Below are 16,296 nucleotides of genomic sequence, written 5' to 3' on the forward strand. Positions count from 1 at the left end.
GCTATGAAAAAATCTGTCATGGTTGCGGCAGTTGCGATTGCCTGTCTCACGGCCTTTAGCTTTGCGCCGACGGTTGGCCGTGAATATGCGCCGGTAGAACAATCGCCGGATCTTACAACAGCTTTTATCGATCAGGTCGAGAAGAAGGAAAACCGGTATGTGCTGACCATCGATTCCATCGAATGGTATGAAGGCGAGCAGGCCGTCCGGAAGTTTCTCGAGCGAGAAGGCGACGGAGAGATGGAAGGCCCGCCGGACGGCTATTATATCATTGACGATGACGCTGACTTGAAAGATTTGCCCATAGCGGGTGATGCCGAAGTGTTCATGCAAATCTATAATAGGACCGGCAATATACTGGAAGCCGATATCGTATGGGATGAGCAAATTTCCGTCGACAAATTTGTAGAACTCATTCAAACGGAAGATGATTTAAACATAAAGGGCTTCCCTTATCATTTGACGGTCAAGGATGGAGAAATCGTTCGGATCGTTCAACAATACATTCCATAACATAAATGAAAGAGCCGCGAATCCGCGACTCTTTTTTGAATTAGGAAGCCTAAACCGAAATCAGCTTTTGCAATTCCTTCATCATTGCTTGATATTCTTTGGAGGAAGTCAGGTTTGACGTATAGCGTTTCCAATCCTCAATCGCTCCACTTGGTTATTGCCTTCCGTGATCGAGCCAGCCGAGCAGTACGCTTGGATCGACCCTTGACATCACAGAAACGATATACATCCCATCTCCTTGCGTATTCCAAGGCGCAATGGGAACACTCGCAGAAGCTGCTCTCAAGCCTTGGAGCGGCAACCATGTTACGGAATCGGTGGTAAGGGATGCGCCCTTTGACAGGCTGATAGCGGCTAGTCCCGTCCTGTTTTCGCTCAATCGGTTATTCGCTTGCTCTTCGCCCACAACAGGGGCAGTATTGGGGAACGAGAAACTAGGTGATTGGAGAAGTGAGGAGGATGTTGTGTTTAGAGTTAGTTTCATAACATCCGATTTTCATTCTTCGCCCAGCGACTATATTCTTCTGATAGTAAGTGAAGAAAGAATCAGCTCAAAAGAGGGCGTGGAAGCCTTTGCCGATAAGCAGATCTATTCGTATTCTTATAGGACGGGTATGCTTACAGCATTGCCTAGCTCCATATCGGCGAAACAGCTTGAAGCCAACGAATTGAATACCGCGGTTCTGGGCTCAGACCGTGTATATCTCTTGCTGGATAGGAAAACGGCTGCGATGGCGGCCGTGCTTGATTTAGGGGATGGGATGCCGTTATACACAGGACGAGCGACCTTTGAGGGACCCGAAGAGCAGTTAGAAGAAGAAATGAAAGTTTTGCGGTTAATGAATATTACTATCACGCAGAAAGTTGAAAACTAAATAGATGGTAAGCGAAATGCGGACGGCGGTTTGCCTAAACAAAAAAGTCGAAATATTAAAGGGACTTGAAAATTACGGCTACCAGGTGGCGCACTATTTTCTACAAAACGAGCATCTTGCCATTGAAGCAACATAATTAGCAAAGGAATCGCTATCGCTATCGCCAGCGCCAGCAAAACACGCCCTCTCTATTCTTAGATCATCTTGGTGAAATAACCAGGTATATTTTGTATCTTTTAGCCTTGACCGTCTGTGGCCTGATCCGATAATCCGGAATTATTATTTTAAAAAACCTCACGATTAGCTTTTTTGGGCTAAAAGTGAGGTTTTCCTTTTTCAACAAATGATGTCCGGTTCCGTCACGATCCTTGCTTTTGCAGCAGATCCCGCAAGTAATCGTTAATCATGTATTCGGCCGGGCTGGTCAGAGGGGATGAATGAGTACGAATGTGTCGTTAATAAACAACGAATTGTTATGTATAATATATATTTATCTTGATTAGAAAATCTGTAGTGAGTCCTCCTGCGAGCAGGACAACATTACTGAATTAGCTATAATTACCTGGACCATGAGACTCAAATCGATGTCAAAGCTTGAGAACTTTTGTCGAAGTGCTTGTAATGTTATTATCAATATAATAAATATATATTTGAGAGGACGTGAAGGAACGCTGCCGAGTAAAGGAGGGGCAGAGGATAAGGCGCGCGTCGTAAGACAGTCCTCCATACCATAATCAAACGAGGTGTAGATCATGTTACGTAAGCTTTCCGTTATCGGACTAGCAATCGTCTGTACATTGTCCATGACTTTAACCGCATCCGCTGCCGACTCCAAGGAGAAGCCGCAAGCGAGCACGATTGCGTGGCCAGAAAAGCAAGCGCTTCCAAGCTTTTCGAAGATTAATCACCTGGACGTGGCGGATATTTATGATGCGCCCGGCGACATAAAACTTTTAATGGCAACCTTGCAAGGCATTGTCAACCGTGACAAGCCTCGAATTTATTTGCTGGAGAACAAAGAAGAAGGGAAGTTCACTTGGCTGAATGACCTGGATGTGACTTACAAGGTTAGAGACGACTACTGGCAGATCGTCCGTATGTACAAGCAGGAAATAAACGGAATCATTATATACGATCCGAAAGTGCCTGACTCCGTCAACGTGGCAACGACGCTGGCCGGCTTGAAAAGCGCCGTGGTCGCAAGCCCCGAGCTGGCGGAGAAGCTGCAAGCTGCACCGTACAGCTTAAAGGTGCTGGACGATCTTCAAGGAAAATTCAAGGACAGGCTGGACGCTTACACCTGGCAATACGAGAATTTGTGGAGCCAGACGACGCAACGGATGCTTGTCGGGCTTAGCCCGGATACCTCGATCAGGCTTCCGGACAACCAAGCAGACCTGTTCAAGGTGATCGCAGAAGATACGACGCAAGAGCGGGACGGCAACAATAGGGAGTTGTATAATCTCGATCTAAGTGCCAGCCTCGGCAAGTCGGACGTTTATCTCCGCTTCGACGATGCGTTCCCGCAGGACGGCTGGGGTACGGCTGTTCATGAGGTTACGATCAAAGCTGACGGCAAGACCATCGCTCAATTCATTCCGGGTACGCCGGAAGAAGAGCCGTTCCTGTACGATCGCCAAAACTCGCAAGTATCTGCAGGAAACGGAGGACATCGGTTCGCTGACAACAACCGTTACTTCGTTTACAAATTCACGCCGCCTTCCGATGCGAAGCAGCTAACGGCTTCCATCGACATGTGGAATCAATACAAAGTGTCCATCGGCAACGTTCAACCGGTATCCTCCGAGCAGAAGGAGCCTTACGGTTACCTGCGTGATTATGCTGTTGCGAACAAAGCGATGGTGTTTTGGCTCGATTCCAACGTGCCGGAACAGAAAGCGCTCTTCCAGAAGATCATGTCGGACGTGAAGCCGGGCACGCCTTACCTAGGCTGGTTCAGCAACGATGTTGACGGAGAATTCAGCGGCGTAGAGATTACATCCAATTACGGCGTCTATGTGCTCGCGGCCGATTGGTTCAGCAATCTGACCGTATTCTCCGGAACCAAGGCGAATCCTGCCAAAGCTAAAGCCGCAAAAACGCCTAAGCTGGAGAACAAGATTTATGTAACGTATACGTTCAGCGAGGGCGACAACTTCCAGTATAATCAGCATAGAATGCGGATCCTATGGGATGATCCAAGCCGCGGTCAAGTGCCGCTGAACTGGACATCCAGTCCTTTGCTCTACGATGGCGCTCCTGCGATGCTGAATTATTACCGGGAGACCGCTACGGATAACGACCTTCTTATCGCGGGACCATCAGGCGCAGGCTACTTCTACCCGAATGCATGGCCTGAAGCATCCTTCTCCGCCTTCCTGAAGCAGTCGTATTCGTATATGGAGAAGACGGGCATGACGATTCCTTACGTATTAAACCGCATCGACAGCGAGAATGTGCCGCTCAGCGACGCCCATGCCGCTGCCTATATCAAGGAGTATAAAGCTCCGGGTCTGTTCCTGAGCTGGGAAAACCGCCATGGCGTAGAGATTGTCGGCGGCAAGCTTCCCGTCTCGACGATTCAGGGCATCAGCACTGTACAGGACGGCCAGAAGATTCTTGCCGACGCCAAGGCCCAGTGGGACGGGAAGTCTCCGTTGTTCGTATCCTTGGGACTGCTTGCTTGGAGCTTAACGCCTTCAGACATTGCCGAGCTGCAAGCTTCGCTTGGACCGGAGTACGTTGCGGTTCGCGCCGATCAATATTTCTCGTTGATCCGCAGCGCGAACGGCTTGCCTGCTAAGCCTTAATGGAAGTAGACGCCAGTCGGGACTGGCGTCTTTTCTTTTGCATTATTCTCAAAAGGACGCACGTTTAAAGAAAAGTGAAGGGCAGGATTATCCAACTTGCTCGCTTTAACGCGGCGGTGTACGCTCGGGTGGTGGCCGAAGTCCATGTGAGCGGCTGGAATACCCGACTTTTGATATTCTTCGACTCTTGACCTGCAAATGGTAAAGACGAAGTCGGGCTGTACTTTTCGGATATACATGCCGTGTCCCGAAAGGGCTCCTGAAAAATCCTTATCTGGTCAAAGCCCATTAAATCCTTGAAGTAACGATAGCCGGTCTCGATGTGCCAGCGTACATCATAATAACACAGGATGGTCACGAGATGAGACGTGACGAGGCAATGCGACCATTGGCTTTTGCCATCATCGTGAGCATAGTGAAAGTATTGTCCGGCCTGATTTCGAATCGAAGTGATCGTTTTGCGTCCTTCGCATTAGATTTACAGCATATTTTTGCAAGACTCAAGTCGAGTAACTTAAAATACTATAGGTATACAAATAGTTGCTGATAAGATATTCTTATTTAATATATTGAAATGGGTGTTTGCTTCGATTGATTTTGAATTGGAAGCAGACTTAATAGGGAAGTTCGGTGAAAAACCGACACGGTCGCGCCACTGTAATAGGCATATCTATGTTTTCATCTACATATAGTCACTAGGGATACCTGGGAAGACTAGAAAACGAGAGCCTTAAGTCAGGAGACCTGCCCATTTCAAAAACATGGAATCCTACGCGTAATAGGAGAGTGTTGGAATGTAACAGTATCACACGGATGCTCAAATACGATAGTATTTGAGTGATACCGCTTGTGTTTCTCTGAGCATTTCCGGCCTCTTTGGCTGGGAGTGCTTTTTTATGTTTACCCAGCATGGTCGTTGTCTATAGGGTTGTGCTTATTAGCTTTATGGGAAATTGCAAAAGCAAAACCATTCAAGTCGTGCTATAGAATTCATGGCCATGTAATGGGGTTTACGGTATAACGCTTGGTTGTTTAATTATGATTAGAGTCTAGTTCGACCGGCTTCCAAAAATTTCAGTCGGAGGTCTAGGCAGGAGGGAAATGGCATGAGTAGGAATGGAAAGCTATTGGTGATCGGTTTTGGTCCAGGTTCGTTTGAACATATTACAGATCGTGCTCGGGCAGCTATCCAAGAGAGTGACGTTATTATCGGCTACAATACCTATGTCGATTTAATCAGTGGTCTGCTGACTGACCAGGCTATCGTCCGGACGGGAATGACTGAGGAGGTTAGCCGTGCACGCGAAGCGGTGAGACAAGCGGAGCTCGGAAAGAAGGTTGCCGTTATCTCTAGTGGTGACGCTGGTGTATACGGTATGGCAGGTCTTGTATATGAAGTATTGATCGAAAAAGGATGGACGGAGGCCACTGGAGTGGAGATCGAGATCATTCCGGGGATCTCTGCAATCAACTCGTGTTCTTCGCTGCTTGGCGCGCCCGTCATGCACGATGCTTGTACGATTTCGCTCAGCGATCATTTGACGCCGTGGGCGGTCATCGCCAAGCGGGTTGAAGCTGCTGCTTCCGCCGATTTCGTCATCGCGCTCTATAATCCCAGAAGCGGCCGCCGTACGCGGCAAATCGTAGAAACACAGCGGATTCTGCTGAAATACCGTTCGGCGGAAACACCCGTAGGGCTAGTAAAAAGCGCCTATCGAGACCGCGAGCATGTGGTGATCACTACGCTTGGAGACATGCTGGACCATGATATCGGGATGTTGACTACGGTCATTATCGGCAATTCTTCAACCTTCTTTTACGATGGCAAAATCATTACCCCGCGCGGGTATCAGCGTAAATATACGTTGAATTCAGATGTACAAACGTTAAAGCCTCATGAACGGCTGCGTACCGAAGCTGAGCCGTGGTCATTGAATGCCCAAGAAGAGTGGGTGGAAAACGAAGAAGAAGAAGAGGTGGAGAAGGAGAAGGTGTCCTCCTTGGGGGCGGCTGAGCTTGCGAACGAAGCACTGCAGCTGTTTCAGAGCAAAGCACTTGTATCCGGAGGGCCTAACGTGCTGCCGCAAGCGGCTGAGGTCCATAGCAAGACCCCATCCATATTTGAAGTCGGCGTATCTCCGGGAATCGCGAACAAGAAGTTTACGGCTAAGCAAATGGGGTTGTTAGCTGAATTGGCAGGCGACGACGGCGAGCTTGAATATACGCCTCAGCATCAAGTACTGCTGCGGGTGCCGACGGATGATGCGGAAACCATTGTCACCCGCCTCAAAGAACATCAGCTGCTTGTATTTGCAATCGGCGACATCGTTCAAGTCAAAGCATGCGACTTCTGTAATTTGGAGAAGGACGAGGCTATTCCTGTCGCGGAAGAGCTTCACATGCGGTTTGGGGGAATCGAGGCGCCTAAAGAGCTAAAGATTGGACTAAACGGCTGCGGCATGGCGTGTTATGGGGCTGTTATGGAGGATATCGGCATCGTTTACCGCAAAGGCGGTTATGATTTATTTTTGGGCGGCAAGCAAATCGGACGGAATGCTCATGCCGGGCAGAACGTGGTCGAAGGCATTCCGGCAGACCGGATTGTTGAAACGGTGGAGCAAGTCGTAAAGGAATTCACGGAAAAAGGCCATCCAGGTGAACGTTTCCATAAATTTTTCAAACGCGTCGGACAGGTAGCCGGATTTACGCACACAGAATACATAGCGCCGGTGATCGTTGATGCCGTATGCGGAGATTAAGGAGGAGAAAGTGTGGAAGCTATATTACTGGTAGGTCACGGCAGCCGTGACAACGAAGGGAACGAGGAAATGCTTCGTTTTGCGGATTCGGTAAGAAATAGCGCAAAGGGGAGATGGGTGGAAACCTGCTTTCTGGAATTCGTGAGTCCAACTATACCGCAGGGTATCGCCCGCTGCGTTGAAGCCGGAGCAACGAGAATTGTACTTGTGCCGATTATTTTATTTGCCGCAGGGCACTCGAAGATCCATATCCCGCATGAAATCGATCATGCCAAATTGAAATACCCTAACGTTTCCTTTGCCTATGGACAGCCAATCGGCATTCATCAAAAGGTGCTTGACATTTTAGCGTCGCGATTGACGGAAGCCGGATACAGCACGGATGGAGAGGCAAGCGAACGAGATCAGAACACAGCCGTTTTACTGCTCGGCAGAGGCAGCAGCGATGCGGATGCGAACAGCAATTTTCTGAAAATGGCCCGCCTTTTGTGGGAGAAATTACCCGTCAAATGGGTAGAGAGCAGCTTTATCGGGGTGACGGAGCCGTCATTTCCGGAAGGCTTGGAGCGCTGCAAGCTGCTTGGCGCGAAGAAGATTTACGTGCTGCCGTATTTTCTTTTTACAGGTGTCTTAATCAAACGAATCGAGCAAATGACAGCGGAATTTGCAGAAGAACACCCCAATATCGACGTGGAGCTTGCCGGATATTTCGGGTTTCATCCGCAGCTGGTTGAGCTATTGCTTGACCGGGTGGAGGAGGCTAGCGAAGGCCGTGCTCTCATGAACTGCGATATGTGCAAGTATCGGACGGAAGCGGCCAAGCACCACGACCATCATCATGATCACGATCATGGGCACAGTCACGGCCATCATCACGACCACAGTCATGACCATCACGATCACGACCACGATCACGATCATCAGCATGCTGATAAAAAACAGGAGGTTGTTTCATGATTTTAACCTTATGCGGGACCAGTGATGCACGCGAGCTGGCTGTCCGGATAAAAGCTTCCGGTTACCCGCTGCTTGCTTCTGTAGTCACGGATAACGCGGCGAAAAGCTTGGATGAGGCAGGCATTGCCGTACGGACCGGCCGGTTAGCCTCCGAGCAAATGATTGAGCTGCTGCGTGAATCCAATTGCAAGGCGGTTGTAGATGCGAGTCATCCATTCGCAGAGGAAGCCCATCGCAATGCGATGCGGGCAGCACAGGAAGCCGGGCTGCCGTATATTCGATTCGAGCGATCCTCCTTAGTGTATGATGATCACCCTATGCTGACGGTCGTTTCCTCTTATGAGGAAGCAGCTCTGGAAGCTCAAAGGCTCAAAGGCTCGGTTATGCTCACAACGGGAAGCAAAACACTGGCCATATTCGCCAAGCATCTGCTGCAGGACCCTGACATTCGGCTCGTCGCCAGAATGCTTCCGCGCAAAGATAATATGGAGCTTTGCGAGCAGCTTGGCATAGAGCAAAAGAACATTATAGCCCTGCAGGGGCCTTACTCCAGTGACTTAAATGAGGCATTGTACCGGAAATTCGGTACGACCGTCATGATTACGAAGGAAAGCGGAAAGACTGGAGCCGTGGACGAAAAGGTTAATGCGGCACTGGCGATGGACATACATGTCATTCTCATATCGCGTCCCGAGCTGGAGTTCGGCGATGTATTCACGCACTATGACGGTGTGTTAGACCGGCTGAAAGAGCTGTTTTCATACGAAAAGGAGGATCATGATGGACTTTAAGACGGAATTCAAACCGCTGACCGTTCAGCCGCAAGAGATTGAAGGAAAAAGCTTTGAGATCATTACAGAGGAGCTGGGGGAGCATCCTTTCACGGAGCAGCAATACCCGATCGTGCAGCGGATCATCCATGCTTCAGCTGATTTCGAGCTTGGCCGCAGTCTCGTGTTCCACAAGGATGCCATTGAAGCCGGGATTAAATCGATCCGCGAAGGAAGGACCGTCGTAGCAGACGTGCAAATGATTCAAGCCGGCGTGAGCAAGGAGAGGCTTGAACGTTTTGGCGGCGGAGTAAAGGTCTTTATATCGGATCCGGATGTCATGGAGGAAGCCAAGCGATTGAACACGACGCGCGCGATTATCTCCATGCGCAAAGCGATTAAAGAGGCGGACGGCGGTATATATGCAATCGGAAACGCCCCGACAGCTCTGCTTGAATTAATACGGCTTGTGAAGGAAGGTGAGGCGAGGCCCGGGCTTATTATCGGCATGCCGGTCGGCTTCGTATCTGCAGCGGAATCGAAGGACGAATTGCGAAAGCTTGATATTCCATTCATAACAAACATTGGACGCAAGGGCGGAAGTACCATCGTCGTATCGGCCATTAATGCGATCTCTATTATGGCGGCCGCTCAGAAATAAGGAATAGGAGATGACGGCATGAGCGACGATGTCGAAACGGAAGCACAACCGCTTCGCCATGGGTATACGACAGGGGCATGCGCGACAGCCACCGCTAAAGCGGCGGTAACGATGCTAATCACGCAAAATAAAGTGGAGCAGGCAGAGATATGGCTGCCGGCAGGATTTTTTCACACCTTCGAATTAATAGAATGCGAGATGACGCAGGACATGGCCCAGTGCGCGACCATCAAGGATGGCGGCGATGATCCGGATGCCACGCACAAAGCGAAAATTATATGTACGGTAACGTGGAGCGGCGGCGAAGGTATCGAATTGGACGGCGGCATCGGCGTTGGAAGGGTGACAAAGCCGGGTCTTCCTGTCCCGGTCGGAGAAGCTGCGATTAATCCTGTGCCTAGACGAATGATTACTAGCGCCGTGCAGGAGGTGCTTAATGAATATGAGGTGGATCGCGGTGTCCGTGTCGTCATTTCGGTTCCGGACGGAGAAGAGATTGCGAAGAAAACACTTAACTCCCGACTGGGCATTTTAGGCGGGATATCAATCCTCGGAACCCGGGGTACGGTTGTTCCATTCTCTACCTCTGCTTATAAAGCAAGTATCGTACAAGCCATCCAGGTGGCCAAAGCTACAGGCTGTAAGCATATCGTGCTCACTACCGGCGGAAGCAGCGAGAAATATGCGATGAAGCTTCTTCCGGAGCTCACGGAGGAAGCATTTGTACAGATGGGTGATTTCGTAGGCTTTTCATTAAAGCATGCCAAGCGGCTTGGCATGGAAAGGGTAAGCCTCATCGGGATGATGGGGAAATTTTCAAAGGTGGCGCAAGGCGTCATGATGGTGCATTCCAAAAGCGCGCCGGTGGATTTGAATTTTCTGGCGGGTGTGGCCGTTCAAGCCGGTGGTGATGATGCGCTGAGAGATGCTATTTTAGGAGCGAATACGGCATCGCATGCTTCGGATTTGGCAATCGAAGCCGGGTTGGAAACCTATTTTCAATTATTGTGCAAATACGCATCGGAACACGCCGTGAGCCATGTCGACGGGGGAATGGTTGTGGAGACGGTATTGGTCACGATGAAGGGCGACGTATTGGGGAGGGTGGAAATTGTTGGGTAACCGAATAGCTATTATTGGCATTGGCGACGATGGTGCACATGGATTGCCCGGCGCAGCCTCAGCATTGGTAGAGGCTGCGGAGGTGCTGGTTGGAGGTGAGAGACATCTTGCTTTCTTTCCTGAGTTTCAAGGGGAGAAGCTTGTTATAAAAGGCGGTTTATCTCAATTGGTGTCACAGGTTGCGCAAATGCGCGGGCATCAGCGGGTCGTTGTGCTCGCATCTGGCGATCCGATGTTTTACGGCATAGCCGGTTTTTTTGTTGCCAAGCTTGGCCGCGAGGCTGTTGATATATATCCAAACCTGAGTTCCTTGCAATTGGCCTTTGCCCGAATGGGCGAAAGCTGGCAGGACGCAGCGCTCGAGAGCGTGCATGGACGTCCGCTGCAAGGCTTGGCGCAGCGCATCGACGGCAAATCGAAAGTGGCGCTGTTGACGGATGATACGAATTCGCCATCTGCGATAGCTTCGTATCTATTGCAATTTAATATGAGGGAATATGAAGCCTTCGTTGCGGAAAATTTAGGCGGCGAACAGGAACGCTGCGGCTTCTATTCCTTAGAGGATATGGCGGGAGGGGCCTTTTCCCCGCTTAATATTGTCATTCTTCGCTATCGTCAAGAGGCGGCTTATGCGGTGCGCACCGGCTTCGGCTTCGACGACGGGGAATTTCATCAGCGTAAGCCGGAGAAGGGCTTGATAACGAAAAAAGAGGTCCGCGTCTTAAGCTTATCCGAACTGAACATTCATTCGAGCAGCGTGGTGTGGGACATTGGCGCAGGTTCGGGGTCCGTAGCCGTAGAGAGCACGCGGCTCGCTCCGTATGGGCAAGTGTTTGCCATCGAGAAAAATGAAGGCGATATGGAGAACGTTCAGCAGAACCGTATTAAGTTTCGGGCTGATTTCACAATCGTGCACGGGAAAGCGCCCGACGGTCTTGATGCATGGCCGGACCCGGATGCAATCTTCATAGGCGGGAGCGGAGGCGAGCTTCGCGAGCTTATTCGGATTTGCTGCGGCAGACTGCGTCCGGGAGGACGCTTCGTCATTAACGCGGCAACGATCGAAACGCTGACGGATTCCTGCCGCGCCTTGAAGGAAGAAGGGTTCGAGGCCCGCGTGACGCTTGTTCAGATTTCGAGAAGCAAGCCGATTTTGGATATGACAAGGTTCGAAGGGCTGAATCCGATTTACGTCATTACAGGCTTTAAAGCCGAGGAAAAAACGACAACAGAGGAGAGCAATTAACGTGATAAATATACCGAGAACAGGAACGCTTTATGGGATTGGCGTTGGACCCGGTGACCCTGAGCTCATTACGGTAAAGGCGTTTCGCTTGATGAAGGAGTGCCCGGTTATCGCTTATCCCAAGAAGCGAATGGGCGGCAAGTCGTATGCACTCGAAATCGTTGAGCTGTATGTGAATCCTGCCGAGAAGGAAATGCTTGGCTTGATCTTTCCGATGACCAAGGATCCGGCCGTGCTCGGGAAGGAATGGAACAAGACGGCAGCCCTATGCTGGGAGCAATTAAAAGAGGGAAGGGACATTGCCTTTGTAACCGAAGGAGACCCGAATCTGTACAGCACCTTTATTCATATGGCGCGTCTCATGAATGAGCTTCACCCCGAGGTTCCGATCCGCACCGTGCCAGGCATTTCTTCGGTGCTGGGAGCGGCTGCGCAGCTTGGCATTACGCTTGCAGACGGTGATGAGCAGGTTGCAATTATTCCTGCAACGGACGACAGGGCTGCAATGAAGAAAGCGATCGAAGAGCATGATACGGTTATTTTTATTAAGGTGGCCAAGGTCATCGATATGATGATCGATTTATTGGAAGAGCTCGACCTAACGAGCAAAGCGTCCGTTGTGACGAAGGCGACATCCCCTTATGAGACGGTCTGGCGCGATGTCCGCGTGTTGAAGGGATATGAGCTTGAATATTTGACGTTAATGGCGGTGAGAAAATGATGGCGTTGGAACCGAAGGTTTATATCGTAGGAGCCGGACCCGGCGATCCGGACCTCATTACAGTCAAAGGTTTAAAAATTTTGCAGCAGGCTGATGTCGTCTTGTATACCGACTCGCTCGTTAACGATGACCTGATTGCGCAAGCGGGGGAGCATGCCGAGGTGCTGCAAAGCTCCGGGATGGATTTGGAGCAGATGGTAGATGTCATGGTGCAAGCGGTACGGGCCGGCAAAAGCGTAGCGAGAGTTCATACGGGCGATCCATCGATGTACGGTGCCGTGCTGGAGCAATTTGTTTTGCTTAAACAAAATGAAGTTTCTTACGAGATCATTCCCGGGGTCAGCTCCGTATTTGCGGCAGCCGCCGTACTGGGTGCGGAATTGACCGTACCGGATTTGACGCAAACGGTAATCCTGACGCGCGCCGAGGGACGGACGCCTGTTCCTGAACGTGAGAAGCTGAGGGATCTGGCTTCCCATCATTGCACGGTGGCCTTGTTCCTCAGCGCCACGCTGACAAAAAAGGTAGTGAAGGAATTTATAGAGGCCGGCTGGTCCGAGAACACGCCAGTGGCGGTGGTTCAGCGTGCTACCTGGCCGGATCAGAAAATTGTCCGTACGACATTGAATAAGCTGGATGAGGACATGCGGCAAGCTGGAATCCGCATGCATGCGATGATACTGGCGGGCTGGTCGCTTGATCCGACCATCACGGACCGGGATGCGCATCGCTCCAAGCTTTATGATAAAACGTTCACGCACGGTTATAGAAGGGGAGTGAAGGCAAGTGAATAAGCCATACGCTGTCGTGGCGATAACGAAGCACGGCGTTGAGATGGCTCGAGGCCTTGCAGATATATTCCCGGCATCGGATTTGTACTACATGAGCAAGTTTGCCCGCGGTGACGAGTTCGGCAAAAATATCCATCTATTTGAAGGCTCGGTTAAGCTCATCCTTCCCGAGCTGTTCAAGAGCTATAACGGCATTATTTTATTTATTTCCTTAGGTGCCGTAGTTCGGATGATCGCGCCGATTCTGGAGGATAAGAAAAAGGATCCGGCGGTTGTCGTGATCGACGACCGCGGCGAGCATGTGATCAGCGTGTTGTCCGGACATCTGGGAGGGGCCAACGAGCTTACCCGGGAAGTGGCGAAGGCGATAGGGGCGCGTCCGGTTATTACTACGGCTTCCGATGTGCAGCAGACGATTCCCGTGGATATGTTTGGCCGCTCTTTCGGCTGGGTCATTGAAAGCTTCGAGAAAGCGACGCCGGTCAGCGCTTCAGTCGTAAATGAGGAGCGGGTGGCCGTCGTTCAGGAGGCAGGGGAGAAAAACTGGTGGATGTACGATAAGCCGCTACCGCCGTCTATCCGTGTATATGGTTCAGCGGATGAGGCGATGAAAACGGAATTTGACGCTGCGCTTGTCGTCACGGATCGCTTGCTCGATGCGAACGAGGAGTCAGTCTTGCTTCGCAACGGCGTGTTATATCGTCCCAAAAGCCTGGTGCTTGGCATGGGCTGCAATCGGGGAACGCCGCCGGAAGAAATCGAAGCCGTCATTTTGGATACTTTGAACGAGCTGCGCTTGTCTGTAAAGAGCGTACGCAGCCTTGCGACGATCGATTTGAAGAAGGATGAACAAGGATTGCTGGATGTTTGCAAGAGGTATAGCTGGGAGTTTGTAACGTATACACCGGAACAACTGAATGCAATTCCGCTTAAAAATCCGTCGGAGACCGTCTACCGCTATACCGGCGCTTATGGGGTCAGCGAACCGGCTGCGCTGCTCTCCGCCGGTGCGGCGGACTGGCTGCTGGAAAAGAAGAAGAGCGGCAACTGTACGATCTCTGTCGCACGTATTCCTGCTGCCGAAGAAGCCGGGGTGGTCGGAATATGAACTCGTATCGCCCGCGTTTTGCTATAGCCGGAACCGGAAGCGGAGTAGGAAAAACGACGCTCACTATCGGAATCATGCGGGCGCTCGGACGCAAAGGGCTAAAAGTACAAGGCTTTAAATGCGGTCCGGATTACATTGATCCGACTTATCATAGCGCCGTTACGGGCAGAGCCTCACGTAATCTGGATACGTGGATGGTGCCCCATGAGACGATGCAGGAAATCTTCATACGAGGCTCGGATAGTGCCGATGTGTCCGTTATCGAAGGGGTCATGGGCCTTTATGACGGCAAAAATCCGTTAAGCAATGAAGGCTCGACGGCACATATTGCCGCACTGCTGGATTGCCCGATTATTCTTGTGGTCAACGTTCAGAGTATGGCCCGCAGCGCGGCGGCTGTTGTCATGGGCTTTCAAAAGCTGGACGAAGGTGCCCGGATTGCCGGGGTCATCGTGAACAAATGCGGAAGCGAAGGTCATTACCGTATCGTGAAATCCGCCATTGAGCAAGAATGCGGGATACCGGTTGTCGGCTGGCTTGGCCGCAATGAAGAGCTGGATATTCCCGAACGGCATCTTGGACTTATTCCGGCGATAGAACGCGGCGAGCTGAATCCGCTGTTCGAGCTTGCTGCGCAGCAGGTGGAAGCGACGGTTGATCTGGACCGTATATTATCCTTTGCGAATGATGCGCCTGCTTTAGCTTTACCGGTAGAGCGGCTGTTGGCGTCGCAAAGGGACTCCGGTCCGACTATAGCAGTCGCGCGCGATGCTTCGTTTAACTTTTACTACCTGGAAAACCTGGAGATGCTCGAGCATTGCGGAGCAAAGGTCATTTACTTCAGTCCGCTAGCCGGGGAAACGGTTCCTTCGGATGCCGATGGCGTTTATTTCGGAGGCGGGTTCCCGGAGGAATTTGCGGCGAAGCTGGCTGACAACATCCGTTTAAAGGATGATTTGTTTACGCTCGCAGCAAGAGGCATGCCGATTTACGCCGAATGCGGGGGTTACATGTATTTGTGCCGTTCGATTAAGGACCGCTCCGGACAGACCTATCCAATGGCAGGCATCATTCCTGCGATCGTGGAAATGCAGCCTAAGCTAGCAGCGCTCGGTTACCGGGAAGTAAGGGCGATACAGGACAGCCTGCTTCTGCCTGAAGATTCACGCATGCGGGGGCATGAATTTCATTACTCAACGCTGACGGCAGACAACAGCGATACTTATCCTTATGCTTACGAGACTACGGGCTTACGGGGCGTCAAGAAAGAAGGCTACTGCAGCGGCAATATTTTGGCGGGGTACACGCATGTTCATTTCGCTTCCAACCCGGACGCCGCGTCAAGGTGGGTCGGAATATGTCACGAGTATCGCAAAAAGAAAAGAGGTATCGCTAATGGAACAGGAACAGCAAGACCGGAGACTGAAGCGTAAAGGCTATACACTCGTTTATACGGGCAACGGTAAAGGGAAGACGACGGCTGCGGTTGGACTGGCCGTTCGAGCCGTAGGCCGGGGTTATAAGGTGCTTATTTTACAGTTTATCAAATCCCCGCAGCGAACCTACGGTGAGCAAATCGCTCTTCGCAAATTGGGTGTTGAGATGCGTCAGCTCGGTGTTGGGTTCACATGGACAAAAACACCGGAGGAGCATCGCGAGGCTCTCCAAGCGGCATGGTCAATCGCCAAAGAAGAAGTGATGAGCGGGGATTGGGATGTCGTTGTGTTGGATGAGCTTAATAATGCGTTAGCCATTGAGAAGTTTCCCATTGACGATGTCTTGCCTCTGCAGGAGGTACTGGAGCTAATCGACCGCAGACCAGGCTATCTCCATCTTGTCATAACGGGCCGAGGAGCGAAACAAGAGATTATGGATAAAGCCGACCTCGTTTCCGAGATTCAAGTCGTTAAACACTACTATGATGAAGGCGTTCCGGCTGTATTGGGCGTTGAATATTGATGGG

Annotated in this window: 15 protein-coding genes and 1 riboswitch; of the genes, 14 read left to right on the top strand and 1 reads right to left on the bottom strand. The window is 51.0% G+C overall.

The window, feature by feature from the left end:
• Positions 1 to 3 precede the first annotated feature (3 nt).
• Complete coding sequence (locus L1N85_RS17355) at positions 4 to 513, top strand: hypothetical protein (protein WP_235240332.1); 510 nt, start codon at positions 4 to 6, stop codon at positions 511 to 513.
• A 154-nt stretch (positions 514 to 667) separates the two neighbouring features.
• Here the strand turns inward: L1N85_RS17355 and L1N85_RS17360 are convergent, their stop codons facing one another.
• On the bottom strand, positions 668 to 892 hold the full coding sequence (locus L1N85_RS17360; protein WP_235240333.1) for a hypothetical protein: 225 nt from the start codon (positions 890 to 892) through the stop codon (positions 668 to 670).
• A gap of 40 nt (positions 893 to 932) precedes the next feature.
• On the opposite strand from L1N85_RS17360, the gene L1N85_RS17365 reads away from it, so the two are divergent.
• The 13 genes from L1N85_RS17365 to cobO all read left to right on the top strand — a co-directional run bounded on the left by L1N85_RS17365 (position 933) and on the right by cobO (position 16,292).
• Positions 933 to 1,388: a hypothetical protein gene (locus L1N85_RS17365; RefSeq protein ID WP_235240334.1), complete on the top strand. Its 456-nt coding sequence runs from the start codon at positions 933 to 935 to the stop codon at positions 1,386 to 1,388.
• Between the two features lie 752 nt (positions 1,389 to 2,140).
• On the top strand, positions 2,141 to 4,198 hold the full coding sequence (locus L1N85_RS17370; RefSeq protein WP_235240335.1) for a GxGYxYP domain-containing protein: 2,058 nt from the start codon (positions 2,141 to 2,143) through the stop codon (positions 4,196 to 4,198).
• Positions 4,199 to 4,757: 559 nt separating this feature from the next.
• Positions 4,758 to 4,964, top strand: a riboswitch (cobalamin riboswitch).
• 340 nt (positions 4,965 to 5,304) lie between these two features.
• Positions 5,305 to 6,957: a precorrin-3B C(17)-methyltransferase gene (gene cobJ, locus L1N85_RS17375; protein WP_235240336.1), complete on the top strand. Its 1,653-nt coding sequence runs from the start codon at positions 5,305 to 5,307 to the stop codon at positions 6,955 to 6,957.
• Between the two features lie 12 nt (positions 6,958 to 6,969).
• Positions 6,970 to 7,914 (top strand): sirohydrochlorin chelatase, encoded by a 945-nt coding sequence (locus L1N85_RS17380; RefSeq protein ID WP_235240337.1) that lies wholly within the window; start codon positions 6,970 to 6,972, stop codon positions 7,912 to 7,914.
• Positions 7,911 to 8,705 (top strand): precorrin-6A reductase, encoded by a 795-nt coding sequence (cobK, locus tag L1N85_RS17385; RefSeq protein ID WP_235240338.1) that lies wholly within the window; start codon positions 7,911 to 7,913, stop codon positions 8,703 to 8,705. The genes L1N85_RS17380 and cobK overlap by 4 nt, the downstream gene beginning before the upstream one ends.
• Complete coding sequence (locus L1N85_RS17390) at positions 8,695 to 9,345, top strand: precorrin-8X methylmutase (protein WP_235240357.1); 651 nt, start codon at positions 8,695 to 8,697, stop codon at positions 9,343 to 9,345. The genes cobK and L1N85_RS17390 overlap by 11 nt, the downstream gene beginning before the upstream one ends.
• Before the next feature lie 18 nt (positions 9,346 to 9,363).
• A complete protein-coding gene (locus L1N85_RS17395; RefSeq protein WP_235240339.1) occupies positions 9,364 to 10,467 on the top strand; it encodes a cobalt-precorrin-5B (C(1))-methyltransferase in 1,104 nt (367 codons plus the stop codon).
• On the top strand, positions 10,460 to 11,713 hold the full coding sequence (gene cbiE / locus L1N85_RS17400; RefSeq protein WP_235240340.1) for a precorrin-6y C5,15-methyltransferase (decarboxylating) subunit CbiE: 1,254 nt from the start codon (positions 10,460 to 10,462) through the stop codon (positions 11,711 to 11,713). The genes L1N85_RS17395 and cbiE overlap by 8 nt, the downstream gene beginning before the upstream one ends.
• 4 nt (positions 11,714 to 11,717) lie before the next feature.
• Positions 11,718 to 12,434, top strand: coding sequence for a precorrin-2 C(20)-methyltransferase (cobI, locus tag L1N85_RS17405; RefSeq protein ID WP_235240358.1), 717 nt, complete (start codon positions 11,718 to 11,720; stop codon positions 12,432 to 12,434).
• A complete protein-coding gene (gene cobM / locus L1N85_RS17410) occupies positions 12,434 to 13,228 on the top strand; it encodes a precorrin-4 C(11)-methyltransferase (protein WP_235240359.1) in 795 nt (264 codons plus the stop codon). The genes cobI and cobM overlap by 1 nt, the downstream gene beginning before the upstream one ends.
• A 40-nt stretch (positions 13,229 to 13,268) precedes the next feature.
• Positions 13,269 to 14,333, top strand: a complete 1,065-nt coding sequence (locus L1N85_RS17415) for a cobalt-precorrin 5A hydrolase (protein WP_268818340.1) — start codon at positions 13,269 to 13,271, stop codon at positions 14,331 to 14,333.
• Positions 14,330 to 15,766 carry a cobyrinate a,c-diamide synthase gene (locus tag L1N85_RS17420; protein ID WP_235240342.1) on the top strand — a complete coding sequence of 479 codons (1,437 nt, stop codon included), beginning with the start codon at positions 14,330 to 14,332 and terminating at the stop codon, positions 15,764 to 15,766. Before L1N85_RS17415 ends, L1N85_RS17420 begins: the two co-directional genes overlap by 4 nt.
• Positions 15,729 to 16,292, top strand: a complete 564-nt coding sequence (gene cobO, locus L1N85_RS17425; RefSeq protein WP_235240343.1) for a cob(I)yrinic acid a,c-diamide adenosyltransferase — start codon at positions 15,729 to 15,731, stop codon at positions 16,290 to 16,292. Before L1N85_RS17420 ends, cobO begins: the two co-directional genes overlap by 38 nt.
• Positions 16,293 to 16,296: the final 4 nt, after the last annotated feature.

This window comes from Paenibacillus alkaliterrae, from assembly GCF_021532375.1.
GTDB lineage: Bacteria > Bacillota > Bacilli > Paenibacillales > Paenibacillaceae > Pristimantibacillus > Pristimantibacillus alkaliterrae.